Origin of the sequence: Alteromonas sp. S167 (assembly GCF_036864375.1) — a bacterium.
Classification (GTDB): Bacteria; Pseudomonadota; Gammaproteobacteria; order Enterobacterales; family Alteromonadaceae; genus Alteromonas.
Genome location: NZ_JAZETR010000005.1, coordinates 1 through 22,564, shown reverse-complemented (window position 1 = coordinate 22,564; position 22,564 = coordinate 1). Strand labels below are relative to the sequence as shown.

The following is a 22,564-nucleotide window of genomic DNA, read 5'->3' as shown; positions in this document are numbered from 1 at the left end:
AGTTGTTAAATGCAAACGTTTGCATTTTGTAGTTCTAAATACTACACTCCAGCCTGAATTAGTTAACAGAGTGTTTACACATGTCGCGTTTGTTGGTTATTGCAGCTATTGCTATTAGTTACTACGTCTTTGCCATACTACTTAACAGTGTTGGTACTGTTATTCTGCAATCTATCAACAGCTTCGACATTACAAAGCCGCAGGCCAGCACGTTAGAAGGGTTTAAAGATCTCTCCATTGCGGCGGTTTCTTTTCTGGTTGCCAGCTTCATTCCGCGGGTAGGCTATAAGCTTGCCATGTTGCTTGGTTTAGCGCTAGTGGCAGCAGCCTGTGCACTTACCCCCAGTGTTGCTAGCTTCTGGTTTATAAAACTACTGTTTGCCTGTATCGGAACTGCGTTTGCGCTGGTTAAGGTATCGGTTTATGCCATTATTGGACAGCTTTCCGCGTCTACCAAAGCCCATTCGTCACTAATGAACACCATAGAAGGCATATTTATGCTGGGAGTGTTGTCGGGTTACTGGGTGTTTGCGTGGTTTATCGACCCCACTAACGACGCGTCACTTAGCTGGCTTAATGTGTACTACTTATTGGCAGCGCTAGTGGCGCTTACCTTTGTGGTAGTTATGCTGGCGCCAATAAAGCCAGTGGAAAATGCACAGGCAACTAGTGCAGTTACCGAGTTTGTAGACATGCTTAAACTGGCCTATAAGCCACTGGTGCTTGTTTTTATATTCTCTATCTTTTTATACGTGCTTATCGAGCAGGGCATTGGCTCGTGGTTGCCTACTTTCAATAAAGAAGTACTAGGCCTTCCAACGCAAGTCAGTATTCAAATTACCAGTATCTTCGCCATTGCGCTGGCCGTTGGTCGCTTAACCGCAGGGGCTGTGCTTACTCGAATGCATTGGTACCCATTTTTAAATATATGCCTAGCAGGTATGGCAGTGGTTATGTTGCTAAGTTTACCTTTGGCAGAAAATGTTGCTGATGAAAATATTTCGCATTGGTTTGACGCGCCACTTGCCGCCTTTTTAATTCCATTAATTGGGTTAATGATGGCGCCCATTTACCCCGTTATAAACTCGGTGATGCTCAGTGCTCTTCCTCAAGAAAAGCACGCGCCCATGACGGGGCTGATAGTGGTGTTTTCTGCGCTTGGCGGTACTACTGGGTCTATTGTTACTGGTTTTGTGTTCGACGCGGTAGGCGGTCAGCAAGCATTCTATTTGTCGCTTGTTCCTATCTCCATTTTGGTGGTAACGCTCTTCTTCTTCAAAAAATCTTCGTCTTCACTTGCCGTAAAAGGTACGCAAACACTATGAGTTCTTCATCACATAATTGGCAGGCGTGTTTAGCCTTTTATGCCAGCGATCTATTTCGCGACGTTCAAATGGCAAAGCTGTTTCCAGACAGTAAAACCTTTGCCGATGCAATTGTGAAAACCAGTTTGCAGCAGGCAGTAAGCGCCTATCAAAGTGAACTTAAGCGTTGCAAAGAAAACGAAGAAACCATCGATTTAGCTGGTTTTGTTCAGCAACACTTTGTTTTACCCAGTTCACAAAACGCCACGTCGAACCAAATGTTTTCAAATGCGAGCGAGTACATTGACCATATGTGGCATGTACTAACTCGTGCTCCTGATACGCAGCACAAAGATAGTTTAATCGCGCTTTCTCGCCCTTATATTGTGCCCGGCGGCCGCTTTAGAGAAATTTATTATTGGGATAGCTATTTCACTGCCTTGGGTTTGCTTGATGCAGGGCGTACCGATATTGCCGTAAATATGCTAGAAAACTTCGTTGATATCTTAAATGAAGTGGGTTGTATTCCTAATGGAAACCGCGCGTACTATTACTCGCGCAGTCAGCCGCCAATGCTTGCACTATTTTTTAATCTATTAAAGCCGTATCTATCAAGTGCGCAAACCCAATATGTTATAGAAGGTTTGAAGAAAGAATACGCATTTTGGATGAAGGGCAGCGAAGACTTTGCCGTATTAAGTTCAAGCAAACAAACATCGGCATCGCTGCGTGTAGTAAAAATGCCGTGCAACACATTGCTAAACCGTTACTTCGATACCGAAACTACGCCAAGACCTGAATCGTATAGTGAAGATATAGAAATCGCTGAACACATTGATGCGAACAAAGTTGAGTTTTATCAACACATTCGTGCCGCATGTGAGTCGGGTTGGGACTTCAGCTCAAGGTGGCTAAAGCAGCCAAATGAACTAGCCAGTATACGCACCACCGAAATAGTGCCTGTAGATTTAAACTGTTTGCTGTACACCTTAGAAGATACGTTAGCTAACGTATGCACCGGTAGTGACCAAGTATTCTATAAAAAGGCCGCAAAAGGCCGTACGAAGGCCATTAATACTTATTTGTATAATGAAGAAAAGGGCGGCTACTTCGACTATCACTACCCTTCAAATAGCCAAACTAATGTAGTGTCGGCAGCGATGACAGTGCCTCTTTTTGTTGGAATAGCTAGCCACGAACAGGCCGCGCGCGTAAAGGTAACCGTGTGTGATAGTTTGTTAAAAGCGGGTGGCATTGTAACTACCACGCAAAGTACGCCTCAGCAGTGGGATGCACCTAACGGTTGGGCGCCGCTACAGTACTTTACCGTTCTAGGGTTTTTAAATTACGGTTTTGAGGAATGTGCATTCAACATTATGAAGCGCTTCAACAAAACTATAGATAACAGCTTCGAAGTAAATGGCGTATTGCTTGAAAAATACAACGTTTGCCAGCCTGAGGTAAAAGCAGGAGGCGGTGAATACGACGTACAGCTTGGGTTTGGTTGGACAAACGGTGTGTATACGCGTTTTAAAACCCTACTAAAACGCTAGTGCTGGCGTTGGTTCATGCCTAACGACACCACCATGTCATCTAAAACCGCGTTAAGCCCGTCTATTTTTTCATGGGAAATAAAAATGCTCATGCTCGATTCTACATTTAAGTGATCGGCCGTAGCATCGGTTTCAAAGGTAGTGTTCAACGCGCTTTGCACCCTTTCAAAGAACGTGCGAGCGCTGCGCTCTTCAATATTGTGCAAACACAGAATGAACTGTTCGGTGCCAAAACGCCCCAAAATGTCGTTACCACGAGTGGCATTTTGCATAGTCTGTGAAATTTTCCGCAATACGCTATCGGCACGAGTAGATCCCAATTGACTGGTAATTTCCCTTAAGTTGCGTACATCAAAAATGGCAATAGCGATGGCACGGCTTTCTTTAGGCGCAGGCAGTTTGTTTATGCGCGCAATAGCTGTTTCGGCGTTAAGTAACTGTGTGGCGGGGTCGATAGCTTTGCTGGCTAAAAACTTTCTACGCAAAACAAAAGCGATAATACCGCTAAACAATGTCATTATTGCGCCAAGTAGATACAGCGTATTAGTGCGGCGCTTTTCAGCGGCTTCTATTTCTGATTCCAGCGTGTAAATTTTGTTGTAAAGCGTAGCCGAACTAAGCACCCTTGCCGAGTCTTGCTGTTTTACAAATTTTCTATCTACTTCTTTGTCTAGCGCTGTGGCGGCAACTTTAGCTTTTTCAATGTCGCCCAAAGCCAAATACAGCGATAAGTTGAAAGACAAATAGTCTAAATTTGTTCGCAAACGCGGAGGAATATAGTTTTCCTCTTGTTCAAAGCTTTCAATATAGTCTTGCAAGCAAGGTAAGTTGTTGTCGTACAAACACACCTCAGTAGCATGCCAGTTATAGAAAAGTTGACCCAGCGAGCTAGATACCGCCGATACAGCCTCTTTGAAGTCGGCTAAAGTAAGAGCAAGCTGCTCGTAGTTACGGGTTTTACGATAGTAAAACGACAGCGCGTATTGGTAATGATAGTTTGTAAGAGGGGTGTCTATGGTGCTGTTTAATTGGCCATATTCCAAAATACGCTGATATGCTTCATCGGTTTGCCCACTGCTTAACAGCGACACAATAGCGCTTATTAAAATACTTAACTTATTGCTTCCTTCGTATACCTGAAGCCCCATTTCGTGGGCTTTTAAATATTGCTCTGCTGCTAATGAATGCTGCCCAAGGCTGCCGTACAACAAACCAATAGAATTATGAATGTGGGCAAGTTCACCGGGGCTGCCAACGCCAGAGTAACGTTCTAGAACGTTAAACATTTTGCCAAGCCTTTCACCAACATCTGACGAAGCCGAACAGTAAGTAATGAGGTTTAACGAAGAACTAGTAAAAATATCACTGTGATGTTGTGGCGACGACAACGTTTGCGCTTCATTATAATACTCGCACCGTTTAGGGTTTTCTTGCGCATCGTAAACAAAACCAATTTGGTAAATCGCAGACGCATAGGCGTAAGAGGTTTTATCAATATCGTTTTGAGCTACTTGTTGCTGAAGCAGGCTAAGTGCGTTGGCGTAGTCGCCTCTGCAAATAAGAAATTGGCCCTTTGCTACCGATAATGCAAATCGCTGTCGTTGAGTTAGCGTGTCTTGTGATAGTAGGGTTTCAAGTTCAGGAAATAGGGCGTCGTTGGGGCAATCGTAAGTGTGCGCACGCATTTTTGCTAACGTAGCATCAAAATCTTCGTTAGCACTTGCGGAAAAGCTGAATGCAAGAAAGCTTGTAAGTGCCCAGATTATAAAAGAAATAAGTAAGCGCATGATTAATCAGAGTTATCACTTTTGCTTCATAATATCGGCTTGCAGCAAGAACTACTACCGAACATCGCTAAAAATGTACTGTTTTTTGTGTCTAAGTGTAACAACTTGGGTGTTTTACAGCCATTATTCTCAAGAGCACTGCAGGCGTTAAAACCGCGTTCGTACTAATGTGTTGGTGGTGAACCAAAGCTAACAAGAATACCTACGCCAACCAGTGCTATGGCCGACCACAACACGGTAGCTTTGGTGGCTTTTTCGCCCAGCACCCACGCAACGCCAAGCGACATAAGTGCACTTGTTGCAATTAGCGTTTGTACTACCGCCGCCTTTGCATAGGCAAAAGCGAACATTTGTAGATAAATTGCGGCGGTGGTGCCCAATAATGTGGCCATAACAAAGGCAGGCCAAATGCGTTTACCTTTTTCAATAACAGGCATGTACTTGGTTTTGGTAAACGCTATAAAGGGCACCACAAAGAACATGCCGCCAATTAAGCGTAAAAAGGCAGCACTAGCGGCGTCTATTTCGCCTGCACTTAAAATGTCGCGGCTAACCACAGCACCAACGGCTTGGCAAAGTGCAGCGCCTACGCCATACAAATAACCGCTTGTTGCAAACACATGTGTTGTACTTCGCTTGCGCGCTTTTATTACCATGTCTACCGACAGCAGCACAATAGCAACGCCTACCCACTGCTGCCACGTAATCCATTCGCCAATAAAGGCCATGGCAAACAGCGCAGTAAACAGCGGCGCTAAGGTTTCAGCTACTAATACAGCCTGGCTGTCGCCTATACTTTGTAGCGCCTTAAAAAAGCAAGTGTCGCCGATACCAATGCCTATAAAACCGCTTAATAACAACCATAAAACTATATTGGTAGTTAACCCCATAGGCTGAATAAAAAGCAGCACTACCGCCAAAATGGCAATAGATATTAGGCCTTTCCAGAAGTTCATGGTTAGCGGCGAAAACGCGTTACCCGTTCCGCGAAATAAACGTGCGGCAATGGCCCAACAAAGCGCAGTACCTAGCGCAGCAAAAACACCCATTAAACACCTGAAAATACATGCAATTAAAAAGAGCGGCTATGCTAATGCATGCAATTACTGGGGTAAACTTAATTTATATTTGTGTGCTTCATAAACCCATAGCAGCCAAACAACGTAAATACACGCACAAAACATTTCAAAAAATAAAAAGCAGTACAGAGGTAAAGTGATGAACTTAACGGGTATTAAAGGCGTAATTTTTGACTTGGACGGCACATTAGTCGAGTCGAGCTTAGACTTTACAAAAATGCGCGCCGATGTTGGTTGCCCACAGCACGAAGATATTCTTACCTTTGTAGATGGCATTTCATGCGAAACCACCAAAGCCAATGCCCACGACACCATTTTACAGCACGAACTAGAAGATGCGCAAAACGCCAAATGGCTAGATATTGGCAAAGAAATGGTTGAAAAGGCGCAGGCGCATAAATTGCCTATGGCCATAGTAACCCGCAACTGTCGCCAGGCCACTGCCATTAAGCTAGCTAACAACAATATACCGATAGATTACGTATTAACCCGTGAAGATGCCCCCGCCAAGCCCGACCCAACGGCGCTATTGATGGTAGCCAATACATGGCAGCTTCAGCCTGAAGACTGCCTGTATGTAGGCGACTTTATTTATGATCAGCAAGCCGCCGAAAATGCTGGGATGAAGTGGTTGTTGGTTTAGATTTTAATTGCATCTCCATCCGGCGGCAGGGGGAGTTCTGGCAATATGGTTTCGCTATGGATGACGATGACCGTTTGACTGTATGCTCCACCATATACATTAGTATAATCTTGCTCAGTAAGCTCTTGCATATGTTTTTCTTGTTCGTTATTCATATTTAAAACTCTCTAAAACTATTTGAAATTAATTGCTTTGTTTAGCGCTTAATAAAGTAGTTTATTTGCTGGACATATGGATATGCGGAAAAGGACAGAAGTATTTGTCGTCAGTCTCGCCAAGGTTTTTGGCTCATTTTTACTATTTTTTTCATTACTACACTCAAATAGCACATTTGCTTTTGGTGCAACTCTTCAAGGGAAAACAAAGTTCTCAGGTATACCATCTGGAATTATAAGGGATATAGAGGTAATTGGAGATGCTACTTATATAGCTTCAGAGAACGGTGTTTTTCGTATACTAGGTAGTCATTCCGAACTTATTCCATTTGGAGATAAACGAGAGCAGCGGGGAACACTTTCCGACTTATATTTTGATAATCAAAATACACTGTGGTTGGTGGAATATGGTGTTGGCGTTTTTTCGAAGAATTTAATCACTGGTAAAACAAAAGAACATTTCACACAGGCTTTGTGGCCTAAATTTGCTTGGAAGATTGTTGAATCTGAAAACTATCTCATTGTCTCTTTGATCAAAGGTTTTTTGGTTGTAGACAAATATTCAGGCGAAGTTTTACCTTGGGGTAAAGTTTTAGAGGGAGTCAAAAATGTATTTTCTATAGCAAAGGTTGCTGAGCATCGTGTGATGCTTTCATCTTCTAATTTCCTTTTCATAATTAATTTAAAAGACGAGGAAATTAGTAAGTATGCTATTTCTGAATACTTTCCTAAGCTGTCTTCAATTTCTGTTGTCTCAATTTTTAAAGATCACATCTTTATTGGGGGAGCAGAAGGAATTTACAGAATCTCTTCATCGCTAGACACTGAGACAAAAATTTTCTTTCCTATCGAGACAACGGGAGAGTCGGTTCACGATATTGACGATATATTCTTTACTCAAGACGGAAGGATTTTAGTAGCCGCGGGTGGGCTTTATGAGTTAAACGATGAATACATATCCGTACCCAATTACATGGCTCCTTTACTTAATAGTGAGAGTATTAAAAGTATTGTCAAAATAAGTGAAACTTCTCGCGGAGAAGTTCTTTTGGCTTCTTCGCAGCTTGGTCTTATAGCTCTTACTCAGAACCACAAATCAATTAACTTAGTTCATGAAGGAAACGTCGTCTTAAGAGAAAACATTAAAAGATTTGGTACGACCACAGATGGAAAAGCGTTTGTAACCACCAATAAAGGAGATAAAGAGCTTAACCTAAGTTCTGGTGAAGTATCTGACTACATTGATACAAGTATTGATTGCGAAACGATTGAAACTGTATCTCTAAGGTACCCGGTCACAGCGTTGCCAAGTTCTTCAATCGATTGTGGGGAGGGTTTTAAATTTAAATTTTCAGATGGTGACTCTGCTTTTCTTTATCATGAAAATGGTGAAGAAAGCTATTTCACGATTTTGAACAGAGGAGGTGTAACCGATAGATTACCTGCACCGCCAAATGTGGTAAATGCTTTTCTTTCTTCTTCCGGAGAAATAGTCGGCTTCGACTCGAGCAATTCTGTCTTCATGCAAATGACTCGGTTCAATTGGAGAACCTTTAGTCCCAATGCTGAAGGGTGGGGAAACATTCATTGTTTAATTGAGTACGGAAATGAATATCTAGTCTGTACTTCTGGTTATGGCATTAGGTCAATCAATAAGAATACCGGGGAAGTAGGGTCGTCAAAAATTTTAGAGGGCGAGGATGTTCGATTTATTCGCGGAGGCATAAAATCCGAAGACGGTCATCTTTGGTTTATCACAAATATGGGTCTCTATTCCTATTCAACAGACGGTGATTTAGCATTATATTCTGAAGCACAAGGGATTTTTGATAGTGACTTTGAATATGGCGGAATTGCACAACTTGGTAATAAAGTCGTCGTCTTAGGGGATAGGTATTCTTATATACTTGATGAAGATAAAGCGATAAGTTCTTCTTCAAAAGCCCTCAGAGATCTTGGTGAAGTTATAATTTCAAAGGTCACAATAATCGACTCACAAGGTGATGTTAAAGTACTTTCATCACATGCTTTGACAGCAATGGATTCTATCGAGCTTGAGCATGACTTCAATGAATTAGAAATAGTTTTCCAATCTAACAACTTTTTGCCGCCTGAAGTTCAAAATTTAGAGTTTAGAATTTTAGGTTTAGACGATACGTGGAAAGTGCATCCTAAGTCACAAGCTTATCTCTCATTATCTGAACTTGATTATGGTGACTATAAGGTTGAAGCCAGGCTACCTGGTGAATTAAATGTGGTTGCTACATTTGCATTCACAGTAATGAAGCCATTTTATTTTCAACCTTTGGCGATTAGCCTTTATTTTATTTTGTTTATTGCTGTTATCGCGATGTACAGTTTTAATCTTATTCAACCTCGCTGGAAACAATTCCAAACCACCAAACTCTACACAGCCCTTACACGCTACGAGATAACAGACGGCCAGTCTAAGTTTGAAAAAATGCTGCGCAGTAAAGAGTTGGTTATTAGTGATATCACTCACGAATTAAGAACACCTCTTCAAATTATTAAAAGCACTCTAGACGAAGTGGGTGATTCACCTTTTCAAAAGGTCAAAGCTATAACCAGTATTGAACAAAACATGAAGCGAATTGAATTACTTATCGACCAACTAAGCGAGGGTCTTCCAATAGCGCAAAGTAAACGAGAAAACTACCGTGCCTATACCGTAGAGGTAGCGCGCATGATTGTGTACTCACTCGATCCATTGGCAAACCAAAAGCGTCAGAATCTTGAAATAAGAACGCGTGGAAACAAGGAATTAAGTATTGCTTTGCTTAGCGATAGCTTAGAGAAAATACTGACTAATATTGTGCAAAATGCCATTAAATATACGCCAGAGCATGGCAACATTCGCGTGGTTGTGTCACTTGACAGTAAACACTTAAAGATAGTTGTTTCAGATAACGGTCCAGGTATCCCTAAGCATCAGCAAGCGAATATATTTAACCGTTTTACACGAGGAAAAACACAGGAAAACGGAGAAGGTATAGGCCTTTCTATTGTTAAAAGCCTCGTTGATTTAAACCAAGGGAATATCACTTTAGACAGTGAGGACGAAGGCTGTAAGTTTACAGTCATTCTGCCAGTAGATGACATTGAGTTTATCAATAGTCAGTCGCAAGTAGACCTGGCAGATGATTCTCAAAAAAGAAGAAAATCATTGCTAATTGTTGAAGATGACAGAGAATTCAGAACCTTCTTATTTGACTTGCTTTCACCAAAGCATCGGTGTTTGGTAGCAAAAAATGGTAAACAGGCGCTAGATGTTTTAAATCGTTTTATGGTCGACCTAATTATCACCGATCAAATTATGTCAGAGATGGATGGGCTAGCGCTTGCAAGAGAAGTACGAAATCATAATGTACACGCCAATACTCCTATACTGATGCTTACTGCGAAAAACGATCGCGAAACCGAGAAGCTTGCTATCGAAGAAAAAATTGATTACTTCCTGACGAAACCCGTATCGAATGACGAGATAAAACTTCGTGTTGAGCACTTACTCTCTATTCGCGAAAGTCAGCAGGGCAGCGAAGTTAGCAGTGATGTTCCGGTGTTCAAATACGGTTGTTTGAAGATCCCTGAATTTACTAACGAAAAAGATATGGCGTTTTACCTTAATTTTATCGCTGTATTAGAGAAGAACTACCAAGAAGAAACGTTTAGTAGAGACCAAGCGGCGGAACAACTTTTGATGAGCGGAAGAAGCTTGAATCGTAGAATGGCCGAACTGTTCGAATATAATTTCAGTGAATTCCTATCGCGCTATCGTGTAGAGAAATCCATACCTTTGTTATTAGAAGGAAAGACAACTCTTGATACGTGTTTAGACGTGGGGTTTGGTACGGCGACGTATTTCTCAACGTCATTCAAAAAAGTAATGAAACTGCCGCCTAAAAAGTACATCGAGCAATATAATAAAACAATAGCCGAACAGTCCTAAATATACCTACGCCTCTCAGCTAAAAAGCCAATTAACATAAACGAGGCTACATAGCCTGCGCCTTGGTACTGCCAAGGCAAGTAGGCTATTACGTGCTTTAAAAAAGGTGCGCCGTACAAGGTTAACGCACCATACCCAAAAGCACACAGCACAACGAATAAACTTACGCGAATAATAAAATGGTAGGGCGCTAGTATGCGCTTTACATGTCCGTTAATAATATCGCCGTATACCACTAAAATGGTGGCCATAAGCATTATGCTCATTTCGGTGTAGTAGGGGCTTAGTGCGCGCGAAAGGGCGCTAAATAATTCACTCATAACGTACTGCGTTTATAAGGTTTTTAAAAAGACGATAAAAGCATGGTAACCGCTTCTGTTTTCTCACAAAAGCGGTTTTTTAAAAGGGTGAAGGTAGGTTTTTGGTACTGGGAGAAAAGAGTTTACCCTTTGTTTACTCCAGCATTTAATGCCCTTACTGCTTTATAACCTTGCTCTACCGTGGCTATACGGTCGGTGGTGTGGTCGCGCTCTACAAATTTGTGTTCAATACCCGCCAATTCGCCATGGGCAAATATGTCTTTAAAATTAATGGTGCCTTTGCCTACATCGGCAAAGCCGCCATCTTCTGCTAAGTCTTTTACATGCCATAGCTTAAAGCGGCCTGGGTACGCTTTAAAATAGTCTACCGGGTTCTTACCTGCTTTAACTGTCCAGTAAAGGTCTAGCTCCATGGCTACTAGGTTAGGGTCGGTTTGCGTAATTAATACATCTAGCGGTATTTGGCCGTCGCGGTATTCAAACTCAAAGTCGTGGTTGTGATAGGCAAGGGTAATGCCTACCTTGCTACAGGCTTCGCCTATGTTATTTAGTTTTTCAGCCAGCGCTTGGTAAGGGGCAATGCCTTCGCCACGTTGCGCGCTGCTTAACCAAGGCACAACTAAATACTTATGGCCAACGGTTTGGGCATCGTCTAATACTTTATTTAAATTTGTTTCGAATTCTTCAAGCATAATGTGCGCTGAAGGGGCCGTTAAGCCGTTGTCGTTAAGTAGCTGCTTAATATGTTTTGCGCTGTGGTCGAAATACCCAGCAAACTCCATTTCGGTATAACCAATGTCTGCCACTAATTTTAACGTAGCAGGCACACTCACTTTCATAATATCGCGCAATGTATAAAGCTGAAGCCCTACGGCATTTGCAGAATTTGAATGCATAATGGCGTTATCCTTATGACTATTAGCCAACACCATTGGGGCACTTAACGATGCCAGCGCACCACAGGAATATGTCATAAACTGTCGCCTTGTTAGTGCAGCGTTTAGGCTTTTCATTGGTGTATGGTGTTGTTTTAGGTTCATGGCGATGTCCTTGTGCTTTTATAGTTAGCGTGGTGCGGCTACACCGGTACTCTCTCTTACAATTAATTCAAACGGCATAATTACTTTAGGTGCTTTCTTAATTTTGCCGTTTAGTAAATCGACCAATAGCGTTACCGCTGTTCGGCCAAACTCTTCCGCAGGCTGGGCAATGGTAGTTAGCGGTGGGTCAACAAACGCTGAAAAGGCTATGTCGTCGAACCCTGCAACTGAAATGTCGCTTGGTACTTGCAAGTCGGCCTGTTTAAATGCTTTCATTGCGCCAATGGCGGTTTCATCGTTTTCACAAAATACAGCGCTTGGCTTGTTCGCAAGTTCGCTAATAGTAACCCCAGCGTTATACCCGGCCTGTAAAGTAAAGTCGCCGTCAAACAATAGGCTTTCATCAAAGGTAATATTGGCGTCGCGCAGGGCATCTTTATAACCATTAAGGCGTTCTTGTGTTAACGGGCTAGAGTGTGGCCCTTTAATCATGGCTATGCGTTTATGGCCAAGCGATATTAAGTGCTCTGTCATGGCCTTTGCGGCAGCGCGATTATCCAAACTCACCACAGGGTATTGCCCGTCTTCAATAACTTCACACGCATTTACCATTGGCAGTAAACCGTTGTCGTTTATCATGCTGGCATCAAAAGGGTTGTGTGCACGCAGCTGAATAAGACCGTCGGCTTGCGATGTACTTACCATTTTGGCGTAGTGGTTTTCTATATCGTTATTACCAAGTGTGTTAGCTAACAAAATGGAATAGCCCAGTTCGGCAGCAGCTTCTTGCATTCCGCTTATAACCCGTGCAAAAAACACATTCGCCACGGTAGGTACCAGCACTACTAAATTGTGCGTCTTACCCGACCTAAACTTAACCGCCATAAGGTTTGGCTTATAACCCACCGCTTGTACGGCAGCCATAACCTTATTGCGCGTTTTCGGCGACACCCGCTCTGGTTGTTGTAGTGTTCTCGACACCGTAGCCACAGACACGCCAGCGTTGTCTGCTACATCTCTAATATTTGCCATTTACTTCAATCGTATGGTTAACGCATGTGCACATTGTACCCTTAAGGCTTTTAGTTTCTGAATACTTCAATGTTTCTTCACTACAACAATATGCCATGCATTTTAAAATGTAACCGTTTTCATATTTAGTAAAGAATACCTACTTTTGCATCAATATCAAATGCAAGATGTAGTTTATTTGTAAAACCTATGGCCTTTCTTGGTCGCTTTTATTTCCCTGTTTTCTGTTTTGAGCAGGTTGAAATGGCCTATATGTAAATTATTCTTTAACAGTTTGCTGCGTTTCGTGTTGACAATACAAAATGTAACGGGTTACATTTTAATGCATTAAGTAAGTCAACATGCAACAGTGTGAAGAGGATAAACAATGCAACCAATTCGAATGGGAATGATAGGCGGCGGCGAAGGTGCATTTATTGGTGCAGTTCATCGTCATGCAGCAGGTCTAGATGGTCATTATCAATTGGTGTGCGGTGCGTTTAGTCGCAATGAAGACAACAATGCACGAACGGGCAAAAGCTTAAACGTTGATGCTTCTCGCTGTTACGCCAGTTGGCAAACCATGTTAGAACAGGAGCTTGCATTGCCTGAAGAACAGCGCATGCAAGTAGTGGTTATTGTTACTCCAAACAACCTTCACGTTCCCATTTCTATCGCCGCAATTAAAGCCGGTTTTCATGTGTTTTGTGAAAAGCCAGCTGGCGTAAGTTTTGGCGAAGTGAAAGATCTACAAGATGTTATTCATGCCAATACCAGTCTTTATGGGTTAGCGCACACCTATTTGGGGTATCCCATGGTATGGCAGGCGCGTCATCTAGTTACTAGTGGCATGCTAGGAAATATCCGCAAGGTATACGTGGAATACCCTCAAGGTTGGCTATCGGCTGAAGAAGAAACTCATAACAAACAAGCGCAGTGGCGAACCGACCCCGCTATTTCAGGGGCAACGGGAGCAATGGGCGATATTGGCACCCATGCGTTTGGCTTAGTTGAATTTGTTTTAAACGACTCGGTAACCGCGCTTAGCGGCGAACTGTATACCCACGTTGAAGGCCGTCGATTAGACGACGATGGCGCAGCACTTATTAAAACAAAGAAGGGTGCTACAGGTGTGCTAATTGCCTCGCAGGTTTGTGCAGGTGAAGAGAATGCGCTGAAGATTCGTGTTTATGGCAACAAAGGCGGTTTAGAGTGGCAGCAGATGCAGCCCAATTCAGTTATCTACCGTCCTACCGATGCGCCTTATCAAGTATTTAGAGCTGGGCAAGGTAATGTAGGGCTTTGTGATGAAGCGTCTTCACGTTGCCGCACGCCTAGTGGTCATCCAGAAGGGTATCTTGAGGCCATGGCAAATTTGTATACCGACTTTGCGAAGGCTATTCGAAATGGTGATTCTGGCGAAGCCGAAGGTGTACCGGGCATTAATTCAGGGCTGCGCGGTATGGTGTTTATAGACGCTATGCTGGCCAGCAGCGGTAGTGATGTTAAGTGGACGCCATTAAGTGAAGAAGGTACGAATTAATGCGTTACACACATTTGCACTGCAATATTGGTAAGCCATCTGATAAGCAAAATGAACTGAAGGAAAGGCGGGAACATGGCGAATAATCAACAAGCAATTAAAGGCCCTGCTATTTTTCTAGCACAGTTTATGGGCGACAGCAGTCCATTCGACACCTTAGAGAATATGGCTACGTGGGCTGCATCGTTAGGTTACAAAGGTATTCAAGTGCCTACCGACCCAAAGCTGTTCGACCTAGAAAAGGCGGCCGAAAGCCAAGCTTATTGTGACGAAGTTGCTGAAACTTGTCGCAAAGCTGGCGTAGAAATTACCGAGCTATCTACCCATCTACAAGGACAACTGGTGGCGGTGCATCCCGCTTACGACGAGCTTTTCGATAATTTTGCTCCCAAGCATTTACATGGAAAGCCGCAACAGCGCACCGAGTGGGCTATTAATCAGCTTAAATGCGCCGCAATTGCCAGCAAGCGTTTAGGGCTAAAGGCACACGCTACCTTTTCAGGTGCGCTTATGTGGCATTTAGTTTATCCATGGCCCCAGCGTCCGTCTGGTTTAGTAGAACAAGGCTTTGCTGAGCTCGCAAAACGTTGGAAGCCAATTTTGGATGTGTTTGACGAAGCCGGTGTTGATGTTTGTTATGAAATTCATCCTGGCGAAGACTTGCACGACGGTGCGTCTTTCGAGCAGTTTTTAAAAGCGGTAGATAACCATCCACGCGCCAATATTTTATTCGACCCCAGTCATTTTGTATTACAGCAACTCGATTATCTCGATTTTATCGATCGTTATCACAGCCGTATAAAAATGTTTCATGTAAAAGATGCCGAGTTTAATCCTAACGGTAGAAACGGCGTTTACGGTGGTTATCAAGACTGGCAAGAGCGTGCAGGGCGTTTCCGTTCGCTAGGCGACGGGCAAGTAGACTTCAAAGGTATTTTTAGCAAGCTTACCCAATATGGGTTTCAAGGGTGGGCAGTGCTTGAATGGGAGTGTTGCTTAAAAGACAGCGCACAAGGAGCAGCTGAAGGCGCACCGTTTATTGCATCGCACATTATAGAACCAAGTAAATATGCGTTTGATGATTTCGCCGGTGGCGAAGTAAGCGATGAAAAGAACAAGCGTATTCTGGGGATAGTGCGTTAGTCCAAGCGCATAAGGAAAACAATAATTATGATTACCCTACGACTCAGCATCATGATGTTTCTACAGTTCTTCATTTGGGGCGGCTGGTTTGTCACGCTTGGCACCTATTTGTCGAACACACTTCAGGCGAACGGCGGCCAAATAGGCATGGCGTTTTCTACCCAAAGTTGGGGCGCTATTATTGCGCCTTTTATTGTGGGGCTTATAGCAGACCGTTTCTTTAATGCAGAGCGCATTTTAGGTTTGCTGCACTTAGTTGGCGCAGCGCTAATGTATTTCATGTATCAGGCAAGTGATTTCGCCAGCTTCTACCCTTATGTTCTGGCATACATGATTGCCTACATGCCCACTTTAGCGCTGGTAAATTCGGTGTCGTTCGGGCAAATGGACGACCCATCAAAACAGTTTGGAAAGGTTCGTGTGTGGGGTACGGTCGGCTGGATTGTGGCTGGGCTTATGATTAGCTATGTTTTTTCATGGGATTCCGCACAGTCTATTGCCGACGGTATGCTTAAGAACACATTCTTACTTTGCAGCTTAGCGTCATTGGCGCTAGGTATATTCAGCTTTACGTTGCCTAACACGCCGCCGCAAAGTAGTAATCAATCGGTTGGTTTGCGCGATGTATTGGGGCTAGATGCGTTAGCCCTGCTTAAAGATAAGAACTTTTTGGTGTTCTTTTTATCTTCTGTGCTTATTTGCATTCCACTGGCGTTCTATTACCAAAATGCTAACCCGTTTCTTACTGAAATAGGTGTTGAAAACGCAACGGGTAAAATGACGTTAGGTCAGGTATCTGAAGTGCTGTTTATGCTGGCACTACCGGTTTTCCTTAACCGCTTCGGCATTAAATTAACCCTAGTTATTGGTATGGCTGCCTGGGTAATTCGTTACGCCTTGTTTGCTTTTGGTAACGCCGACGACGCCTTGTTCATGCTTATCATCGGTATAGCGCTTCACGGTATTTGCTACGACTTCTTCTTTGTATCTGGGCAAATTTATACCAATGCAAAAGCTGGCGAGGCGGTAAAAAGTGCCGCACAAGGCTTAATTACCTTGGCGACTTACGGCGTTGGTATGTTGGTAGGCTTTGCTGTTGCAGGTGCTATTACCGACACCTACACGCTGGAAAGTGGTGCACATAGTTGGCAGCAAGTATGGCTGTTCCCAGCAGGCTTCGCAGCAATTGTACTGGTGTTGTTTGCTCTACTGTTTAAATCTGAAAAGGTGCAAACAGATGCATAACGAAAATCACAACCTAACGCGCCGTAAACTTTTACAAAGCATGGCCATAACAGGGGCTGGCGCGTTGGCAGCAATGCCGGGTTTCTCGGTTGCTCAAAATTCAAAAGGCGATGCCGCTAACAATGGTGCAGAGCAAAGAAGTGCCACAAAAATAGTATTAAAAGGCAATGTGAATCATTCGGTAAGCCGCTGGACTTATGGCGATTTGTCTATTCAAGAACTGTGTAAAACTGTTAAGTCGCTTGGCTTTAATGCTATCGATTTGGTTGGCCCTGAAGACTGGCCTGTTCTTAAACAGCACGGCATCAATTCTTCAATGTGCAATGGTGCAGAAATTAGTTTAGAAGAAGGATTTATTCACACCGAGCTTCACGACGAACTTGAGTCTCGCTACCTCAAACATATCGACCTAGTAGCAGACGCAGGCTACACAAACCTAATCTGCTTCAGCGGTAATGCTAAAGGCATGTCACAAGAGCAAGGGTTACTAAACGCTGTTAATGGTTTAAAGCGCATACTGCCTTATGCACAGCAGCGTGGCGTTGTTATTTTTATGGAGCTATTTAATAGCAAGATAGACCATCCCGACTATATGGCAGATAACTCGGCGTGGGGTATAGAGCTATGCAAAAGGCTTAACAGCAAGCATTTCTCTTTGCTTTACGACATCTACCATATGCAAATTAATGAAGGCGATATCATTCGCACCATTCGTGAAAACTATCAGTACTTTGGTCACTACCACACTGCGGGCGTGCCTGGTCGCCACGAGATTGATGCTTCACAAGAACTGAATTACCCAGCTATTGCCAAAGCCATAGTTGATACCGGGTTTACAGGCTACTTGGCTCAAGAGTTTATTCCAACACCTAAAACCGAAGCCGGCAGAATTGAATCGCTTAAAGACGCGATACAAATCTGTGATGTGTAACGTGCCACAGGCACTGTGACGAATTAAGCGATTAAGGATGTGTTATGGCAACAAATGAATACGATGCAATAGTTATCGGATCTGGCATCAGCGGCGGGTGGGCAGCCAAGGAGCTTACCGAAAAAGGCCTTAAAGTGTTAATGCTTGAGCGTGGTAAAAACATCGAGCACATAAAAGACTATCAAAACGCGCATAAGGAAGATTGGGATTATCCGCATCGCGATTTGCCTACACAAAAAATGAAGCTGGATTACCCCGTTTTAAAACGAGACTATCCACTAAATGAAAAAACCTTGGGTATGTGGGCAAATGAAAAAGAAAACCCTTATACCGAAGACAAACGCTTTGATTGGTTTCGAGGTTACCACGTAGGTGGTCGCTCATTGTTGTGGGGACGCCAAAGCTATCGATTAAACAAAGAAGACTTTGAAGCTAATGCCAAAGAAGGTATTGCTGTTGATTGGCCCATTCGCTACGACGATTTAGCACCGTGGTACGACTACGTTGAGAAGTTCGCTGGTATTAGTGGTAATCGCGACGGGTTAGATGTGTTACCTGATGGTATTTATCAGCCACCAATGCCGATGAATATTGTAGAAGAAACGGTGGCTGCCCGTGTTAAGGAAGCCTTTAAGGGCACCCGTCATATCTTGCATGGCCGTACGTCGAACATGACAAAGGGCAAACCTGAAGAAGGGCGTGTGCATTGTCAGTATCGTAATAAATGTTGGCTAGGCTGTCCTTTTGGTGGTTACTTCAGTACTCAGGCTTCAACGTTACCGGCTGCGGTTAAAACCGGGAACCTTACGCTGCGTCCGTTTTCCATTGTAAAAGAGATCCTTTTTGATAAAGACAAGCAGCGCGCAACAGGCGTAGAAATCATCGATGCTGAAACGAATCAAACCTACGTATTCAAAAGTAAGATCATTTTCGTAAATGCATCGGCGCTTAATTCTGCTTGGGTGTTAATGAACTCAGCTACTGATGTTTGGGAAGGCGGTCTAGGTAGCAGCAGCGGAGAGCTTGGCCACAATGTAATGGATCATCATTTCCGCGTAGGTGCTTCGGCAGAAGTAGAGGGCTTTGACGATAAATATACTTATGGTCGCCGTCCTACTGGTTTTTATGTCCCTCGCTTTAGAAATTGGGGTGATGATAAACGCGATTATTTACGTGGTTTTGGTTATCAAGGCAGCGCAAGTCGCTCGGGTTGGCGCAAAGATATCGCCGAAATGGGCATAGGTGCTGGATTGAAAGACGCCATTAGTGAGCCTGGCCCTTGGACGATTGGAATGACTGCATTCGGTGAAATGTTACCCCATCACGACAACCGTATTTACCTTAATAAGAAGGTTACGGATAAGTGGGGATTACCTGTTCTTGCCATGGATGTTGAAATTAAAGAGAACGAACTGAAAATGCGCAAAGACATGCAGCAAGACGCTGTTGATATGTTCGAAGCGGCAGGCCTCAAGAATGTGCAGGGTTGGGACGCCACTTATGCGCCGGGAATGGGTATTCATGAAATGGGAACCGCGCGTATGGGGCGCGATCCTAAAACCTCGGTACTTAATGCGCATAATCAGGTATGGGATGCACCCAATGTATTTGTAACAGATGGTGCTGCAATGACATCGGGTAGCTGTGTAAACCCATCTCTTACATACATGGCATTAACTGCTCGTGCGGCAGACTTTGCAGTGGAAGAGTTAAAACGGGGTAACTTGTAATGGAACGAAGAGCACTATTAAAGCTTATTGCTACAGCCACGGGTACAGCCATGTTTGCGGGCAACGCGCTTGCCTATGAGAACTTACGCCCTGTGCCACTAAGCGCTACTTTATTTACAGGCGAAGATGTATTGCTTTTCAATGAAATGGCCGAGGTGATTATTCCCCAAACTGACACTCCCGGAGCAAAAGCAGCAAACGTGGGCCAGACTATGGCGGTTCTAGTCACCGATTGCTACACGCCGTTACTTCAAAAGACGTTCAAAGAAGGCGTAGCCACCATAAATACCTTGTGCCAATCGAAGTACAATAAGGCATTTTTGCAGCTAGATATGCAACAACGAGAAGCGCTATTTAACGAACTTGATGTTGAAGCAAAGGACGCTAATTTAGCGAACCGAGTTTGGCAAGGTGTTGAAACGGGAAAACCCAGCCAATGGGAACCCGGAACTGATGAACCAACGCCGCACTATTTCACGTTGTTGAAACAACTAACATTGTACTGCTTCTTTACGTCGCAAGTTGGGGCTACCAAGGTATTGCGTTATATATCCATTCCCGGCAAATACGACGGAAACGTACCTTATAAAAAAGGTGATAAAGCGTGGGCTACCTAGCAGCAAGGTGTATCGAAACAGTACAACTAAGTAACGAATCAATTATCTAACAGACAATCAAGTACAGCGTACAACAACATAAACGTATTTAGGCTTTTATAAATGAACAAAATATCAGTAGCAAAAGCATTCGTGCTGTTTTCGCCAATCATGTTGGTTGCAACCAACGTTCACTCGTCAGACAACGGTAGACTTACACGCGAACAGCAAGCTGCTAAAACAGAAGTGTGGGAACCCGTTCCTAACGTAGTATCGTTCAGTGCGAATAACGTTCCCTCTGATGCAACGTTATTATTGGGTAAAGATTTAAGCGGGTGGGAGTCATTAGAAGGTGGTAACGTCGTATGGTCAATGAAAGACGGTGTGCTAACGGTGAAGCCTGGCGCGGGTGACATAAAAACAAAAGCGTCTTTCTGCGATATTCAATTGCACGTCGAGTGGATGGCACCCCAGCCAGAAGAAGGCATGGAAGGTCAGCAGCGTAATAATAGTGGCATATTCCTTCAGCAAAGATACGAAGTGCAGGTGTTAGATTCGTTTGAGAACAAAACGTACCCTAATGGGCAGGCTGCAAGCGTGTACAAGCAAACTATTCCTCTGGTGAATGCAATGAAGGCCCCAGATAGTTGGCAAACCTACGACATTATTTATAAAGCGCCCCGTTTTGATGGTGATGCATTGATGTCGCCCGGTTATGTAACAGTGCTGCACAATGGTGTAGTGGTACAAAACCACACAGAGATCCAAGGCACAACAGAATGGATTGGCGCACCACAATATAAAGCACACGGGTGTGCGCCTCTTCAGCTTCAGGACCACGGGAACTATGTAAGCTTTAGAAACATTTGGGTAAGGGAGCTATAACACCCTATTAATTAAAACGAATGCTTAGAAAGCGTGGCGATAAATATCTTCTATTTCTTCTACGCTTAATTGCTTTGGATTGTTACGTAGTAGGCGAGTAACTTTGCTCGCCTCTATGGCTAGCTCACTCAAACAGTCTTCGGGAATATCAAAATGTTTAAGCGACTGTGGAATGTCTACGTTTCTACAAAGTCGCTCTATAGCGGTAAGTAGCAACTGTACTGCTTCATCCTTAGTGTGATGACTTTCACATACGTTAAGCAGTTTAGCCACACAGTAAAGCTTCTCTGAACAAAAAGGCGCATTTACTTTCATTACATGAGGAAGCATAACCGCGTTACTCATGCCATGAGATAAATGAAAGCGTCCGCCTAAAGGATACGCAAGTGCATGTACTGCACCAACACCAGCATTACCAAATGCTAGGCCAGCCATTAAACTGCCGGTGGCCATGTCTTCTCTAGCCGAAAGGTTTTCTCCATTATTATAGGCGTGTGGCAATGCCTTGAAGATAAGCGTAAGGGCTTTTTCAGCTAATGCATCAGTTATGGGAGTGGCGTTAACTGAAACGTAAGCTTCCAAGGCATGTACAAATGCGTCTATACCGCTAGCCGCTGTAATGGTCTTCGGGCACGTTTTTGTCATTTCTGGTGCCACAATAGCAACGTCGGGTAGTAAACAGTGACTTACTATTCCCTTTTTCATCTGAGTTTCGGGGTCACAAAGAATAGCGATATTGGTTACTTCAGACCCTGTACCTGCTGTTGTTGGGATGGCGATAAGAGGGAGCGCGCGCTTTTCTAATGTATTTTCTCCGAATAGAGAAGATAAATTACCGGGGTAATCGTAGGCTGCTGCCAAGATCTTAGCGCTATCAATGGCACTCCCTCCACCCAGCGCTATTACTCCATCTACTTTCTTTTGACGAAGTAACTGTAGTTTTTCCTCTATCACCGTTATCTCAGGTTCAGGTGGAATATCATCAATGACGATAACGGCGTTGTTAGGAAGTAATTGCTTAATGTGCTCTAGTAACCCAGACGAGGAAACACCTTTATCGGTAACTATAGCGAAAGCGTGTATAGACAAACGGGACATTTCAGAAGGTAGGGCTTTCACTGCGCCTAAACCAGTAATAAGTTTCCCCGCGGTTTTAAACTCTGAAATATTCATGACGTCCTCACTATTACTTGAAACCGAATGTACTGTGTTAAATACAGCGCTTCATAGTTCACGTTATAACTATTGATAGCGTTAATGGTTAATTTTATAACTACAAATGTATAGCACTATAAGAAAGACACCAATTTACAACCGTTATAGATCTTGCAAACAATGATGAATTGGGCGGTTTTTACAGCGATCTGTTTATACTTTGTGCAAACGATCGAAAAATAAAGGTTTTTTTAAAATACTTGTTGACGTGAGCGCTCAAATCCCTAAAATGCGCATCCGCTTCGACAGGAAAGCAAAACAAATTGCACTGAAGAAGTTAGTCTCTACTACCTACATAGGCCAGTAAAGACGGGAGTTTGAAAGAAACGCTTTCGAAAATAAATTTTCAAAAAGTGTTGACACTGAAAACTTCCAGCGTATAATGCGCACCTCGCTTCGAGAGAGGCAGCTAGCATA

At 43.5% G+C, this 22,564-nt stretch carries 18 protein-coding genes; 11 read left to right on the top strand and 7 right to left on the bottom strand.

Annotated elements, in window-relative coordinates:
• The first annotated feature begins 80 nt into the window (after positions 1-80).
• Together V7R35_RS09175 and V7R35_RS09170 are read left to right on the top strand one after the other, a co-directional pair.
• Entirely contained in the window at positions 81-1,325 is a 1,245-nt protein-coding gene (locus V7R35_RS09175) for an MFS transporter (protein WP_334014447.1), read from the top strand.
• Positions 1,322-2,857, top strand: coding sequence for a trehalase family glycosidase (locus tag V7R35_RS09170; protein ID WP_334014446.1), 1,536 nt, complete (start codon positions 1,322-1,324; stop codon positions 2,855-2,857). Before V7R35_RS09175 ends, V7R35_RS09170 begins: the two co-directional genes overlap by 4 nt.
• Here the strand turns inward: V7R35_RS09170 and V7R35_RS09165 are convergent.
• Both V7R35_RS09165 and V7R35_RS09160 read right to left on the bottom strand, forming a co-directional pair.
• A complete protein-coding gene (locus V7R35_RS09165; RefSeq protein WP_334014445.1) occupies positions 2,854-4,644 on the bottom strand; it encodes a diguanylate cyclase domain-containing protein in 1,791 nt (596 codons plus the stop codon). The genes V7R35_RS09170 and V7R35_RS09165 overlap by 4 nt on opposite strands.
• A gap of 164 nt (positions 4,645-4,808) precedes the next feature.
• Positions 4,809-5,693, bottom strand: a complete 885-nt coding sequence (locus V7R35_RS09160; protein ID WP_334014444.1) for a DMT family transporter — start codon at positions 5,691-5,693, stop codon at positions 4,809-4,811.
• Between the two features lie 169 nt (positions 5,694-5,862).
• Here V7R35_RS09160 and V7R35_RS09155 point away from each other — a divergent pair, with 169 nt between their 5' ends.
• Positions 5,863-6,366 (top strand): HAD family hydrolase, encoded by a 504-nt coding sequence (locus tag V7R35_RS09155; RefSeq protein ID WP_334014742.1) that lies wholly within the window; start codon positions 5,863-5,865, stop codon positions 6,364-6,366.
• Here V7R35_RS09155 and V7R35_RS09150 read toward each other — a convergent pair.
• Entirely contained in the window at positions 6,363-6,521 is a 159-nt protein-coding gene (locus V7R35_RS09150; RefSeq protein ID WP_334014443.1) for a hypothetical protein, read from the bottom strand. The two genes, V7R35_RS09155 and V7R35_RS09150, sit on opposite strands and share 4 nt — an antisense overlap.
• A gap of 76 nt (positions 6,522-6,597) precedes the next feature.
• Between V7R35_RS09150 and V7R35_RS09145 the strand changes: the two genes are divergently transcribed.
• Positions 6,598-10,488 (top strand): ATP-binding protein, encoded by a 3,891-nt coding sequence (locus V7R35_RS09145; protein ID WP_334014442.1) that lies wholly within the window; start codon positions 6,598-6,600, stop codon positions 10,486-10,488.
• Here V7R35_RS09145 and V7R35_RS09140 read toward each other — a convergent pair.
• From V7R35_RS09140 to V7R35_RS09130, 3 genes are all read right to left on the bottom strand, one after another.
• Positions 10,485-10,808 (bottom strand): DUF3392 family protein, encoded by a 324-nt coding sequence (locus V7R35_RS09140; RefSeq protein ID WP_334014441.1) that lies wholly within the window; start codon positions 10,806-10,808, stop codon positions 10,485-10,487. The genes V7R35_RS09145 and V7R35_RS09140 overlap by 4 nt on opposite strands.
• Positions 10,809-10,930: 122 nt before the next feature.
• Entirely contained in the window at positions 10,931-11,848 is a 918-nt protein-coding gene (locus V7R35_RS09135) for a sugar phosphate isomerase/epimerase family protein (protein WP_334014440.1), read from the bottom strand.
• Between the two features lie 24 nt (positions 11,849-11,872).
• The gene (locus tag V7R35_RS09130) at positions 11,873-12,880 is read right to left on the bottom strand and encodes a LacI family DNA-binding transcriptional regulator (protein ID WP_334014438.1); all 1,008 of its coding nucleotides are present in this window, start codon (positions 12,878-12,880) and stop codon (positions 11,873-11,875) included.
• 367 nt (positions 12,881-13,247) lie between these two features.
• Here V7R35_RS09130 and V7R35_RS09125 point away from each other — a divergent pair, with 367 nt between their 5' ends.
• The 7 genes from V7R35_RS09125 (at position 13,248) to V7R35_RS09095 (ending at position 20,932) form a co-directional block, all read left to right on the top strand.
• The gene (locus tag V7R35_RS09125; RefSeq protein ID WP_334014437.1) at positions 13,248-14,402 is read left to right on the top strand and encodes a Gfo/Idh/MocA family protein; all 1,155 of its coding nucleotides are present in this window, start codon (positions 13,248-13,250) and stop codon (positions 14,400-14,402) included.
• A 75-nt stretch (positions 14,403-14,477) separates the two neighbouring features.
• Positions 14,478-15,545: a sugar phosphate isomerase/epimerase family protein gene (locus V7R35_RS09120; RefSeq protein WP_334014436.1), complete on the top strand. Its 1,068-nt coding sequence runs from the start codon at positions 14,478-14,480 to the stop codon at positions 15,543-15,545.
• 27 nt (positions 15,546-15,572) lie between these two features.
• A complete protein-coding gene (locus V7R35_RS09115; RefSeq protein WP_334014435.1) occupies positions 15,573-16,790 on the top strand; it encodes a nucleoside permease in 1,218 nt (405 codons plus the stop codon).
• Positions 16,783-17,721, top strand: a complete 939-nt coding sequence (locus V7R35_RS09110) for a hydroxypyruvate isomerase family protein (RefSeq protein ID WP_334014434.1) — start codon at positions 16,783-16,785, stop codon at positions 17,719-17,721. The genes V7R35_RS09115 and V7R35_RS09110 overlap by 8 nt, the downstream gene beginning before the upstream one ends.
• Positions 17,722-17,765: 44 nt before the next feature.
• Complete coding sequence (locus V7R35_RS09105; protein WP_334014433.1) at positions 17,766-19,451, top strand: GMC family oxidoreductase; 1,686 nt, start codon at positions 17,766-17,768, stop codon at positions 19,449-19,451.
• Complete coding sequence (locus V7R35_RS09100; protein ID WP_334014432.1) at positions 19,451-20,068, top strand: gluconate 2-dehydrogenase subunit 3 family protein; 618 nt, start codon at positions 19,451-19,453, stop codon at positions 20,066-20,068. The genes V7R35_RS09105 and V7R35_RS09100 overlap by 1 nt, the downstream gene beginning before the upstream one ends.
• A gap of 102 nt (positions 20,069-20,170) precedes the next feature.
• On the top strand, positions 20,171-20,932 hold the full coding sequence (locus tag V7R35_RS09095) for a 3-keto-disaccharide hydrolase (protein ID WP_438823460.1): 762 nt from the start codon (positions 20,171-20,173) through the stop codon (positions 20,930-20,932).
• A 24-nt stretch (positions 20,933-20,956) separates the two neighbouring features.
• Here V7R35_RS09095 and V7R35_RS09090 read toward each other — a convergent pair whose 3' ends face one another.
• Positions 20,957-22,105 carry an iron-containing alcohol dehydrogenase gene (locus tag V7R35_RS09090; RefSeq protein ID WP_334014431.1) on the bottom strand — a complete coding sequence of 383 codons (1,149 nt, stop codon included), beginning with the start codon at positions 22,103-22,105 and terminating at the stop codon, positions 20,957-20,959.
• Positions 22,106-22,564: the final 459 nt, after the last annotated feature.

Excerpts from the sequence above, each read along its gene's own strand:
- V7R35_RS09140 (WP_334014441.1), bottom strand. The coding sequence starts at position 10,808 with ATGAGTGAATTATTTAGCGCCCTTTCGCGCGCACTAAGCCCCTACTAC.
- V7R35_RS09155 (WP_334014742.1), top strand. The coding sequence starts at position 5,863 with ATGAACTTAACGGGTATTAAAGGCGTAATTTTTGACTTGGACGGCACA.
- V7R35_RS09100 (WP_334014432.1), top strand. The coding sequence starts at position 19,451 with ATGGAACGAAGAGCACTATTAAAGCTTATTGCTACAGCCACGGGTACA.
- V7R35_RS09170 (WP_334014446.1), top strand. The coding sequence starts at position 1,322 with ATGAGTTCTTCATCACATAATTGGCAGGCGTGTTTAGCCTTTTATGCC.
- V7R35_RS09165 (WP_334014445.1), bottom strand. The coding sequence starts at position 4,644 with ATGCGCTTACTTATTTCTTTTATAATCTGGGCACTTACAAGCTTTCTT.
- V7R35_RS09175 (WP_334014447.1), top strand. The coding sequence starts at position 81 with ATGTCGCGTTTGTTGGTTATTGCAGCTATTGCTATTAGTTACTACGTC.
- V7R35_RS09145 (WP_334014442.1), top strand. The coding sequence starts at position 6,598 with ATGGATATGCGGAAAAGGACAGAAGTATTTGTCGTCAGTCTCGCCAAG.
- V7R35_RS09110 (WP_334014434.1), top strand. The coding sequence starts at position 16,783 with ATGCATAACGAAAATCACAACCTAACGCGCCGTAAACTTTTACAAAGC.
- V7R35_RS09160 (WP_334014444.1), bottom strand. The coding sequence starts at position 5,693 with ATGGGTGTTTTTGCTGCGCTAGGTACTGCGCTTTGTTGGGCCATTGCC.
- V7R35_RS09105 (WP_334014433.1), top strand. The coding sequence starts at position 17,766 with ATGGCAACAAATGAATACGATGCAATAGTTATCGGATCTGGCATCAGC.
- V7R35_RS09115 (WP_334014435.1), top strand. The coding sequence starts at position 15,573 with ATGATTACCCTACGACTCAGCATCATGATGTTTCTACAGTTCTTCATT.
- V7R35_RS09090 (WP_334014431.1), bottom strand. The coding sequence starts at position 22,105 with ATGAATATTTCAGAGTTTAAAACCGCGGGGAAACTTATTACTGGTTTA.
- V7R35_RS09095 (WP_438823460.1), top strand. The coding sequence starts at position 20,171 with ATGAACAAAATATCAGTAGCAAAAGCATTCGTGCTGTTTTCGCCAATC.
- V7R35_RS09125 (WP_334014437.1), top strand. The coding sequence starts at position 13,248 with ATGCAACCAATTCGAATGGGAATGATAGGCGGCGGCGAAGGTGCATTT.
- V7R35_RS09130 (WP_334014438.1), bottom strand. The coding sequence starts at position 12,880 with ATGGCAAATATTAGAGATGTAGCAGACAACGCTGGCGTGTCTGTGGCT.
- V7R35_RS09150 (WP_334014443.1), bottom strand. The coding sequence starts at position 6,521 with ATGAATAACGAACAAGAAAAACATATGCAAGAGCTTACTGAGCAAGAT.
- V7R35_RS09135 (WP_334014440.1), bottom strand. The coding sequence starts at position 11,848 with ATGAACCTAAAACAACACCATACACCAATGAAAAGCCTAAACGCTGCA.
- V7R35_RS09120 (WP_334014436.1), top strand. The coding sequence starts at position 14,478 with ATGGCGAATAATCAACAAGCAATTAAAGGCCCTGCTATTTTTCTAGCA.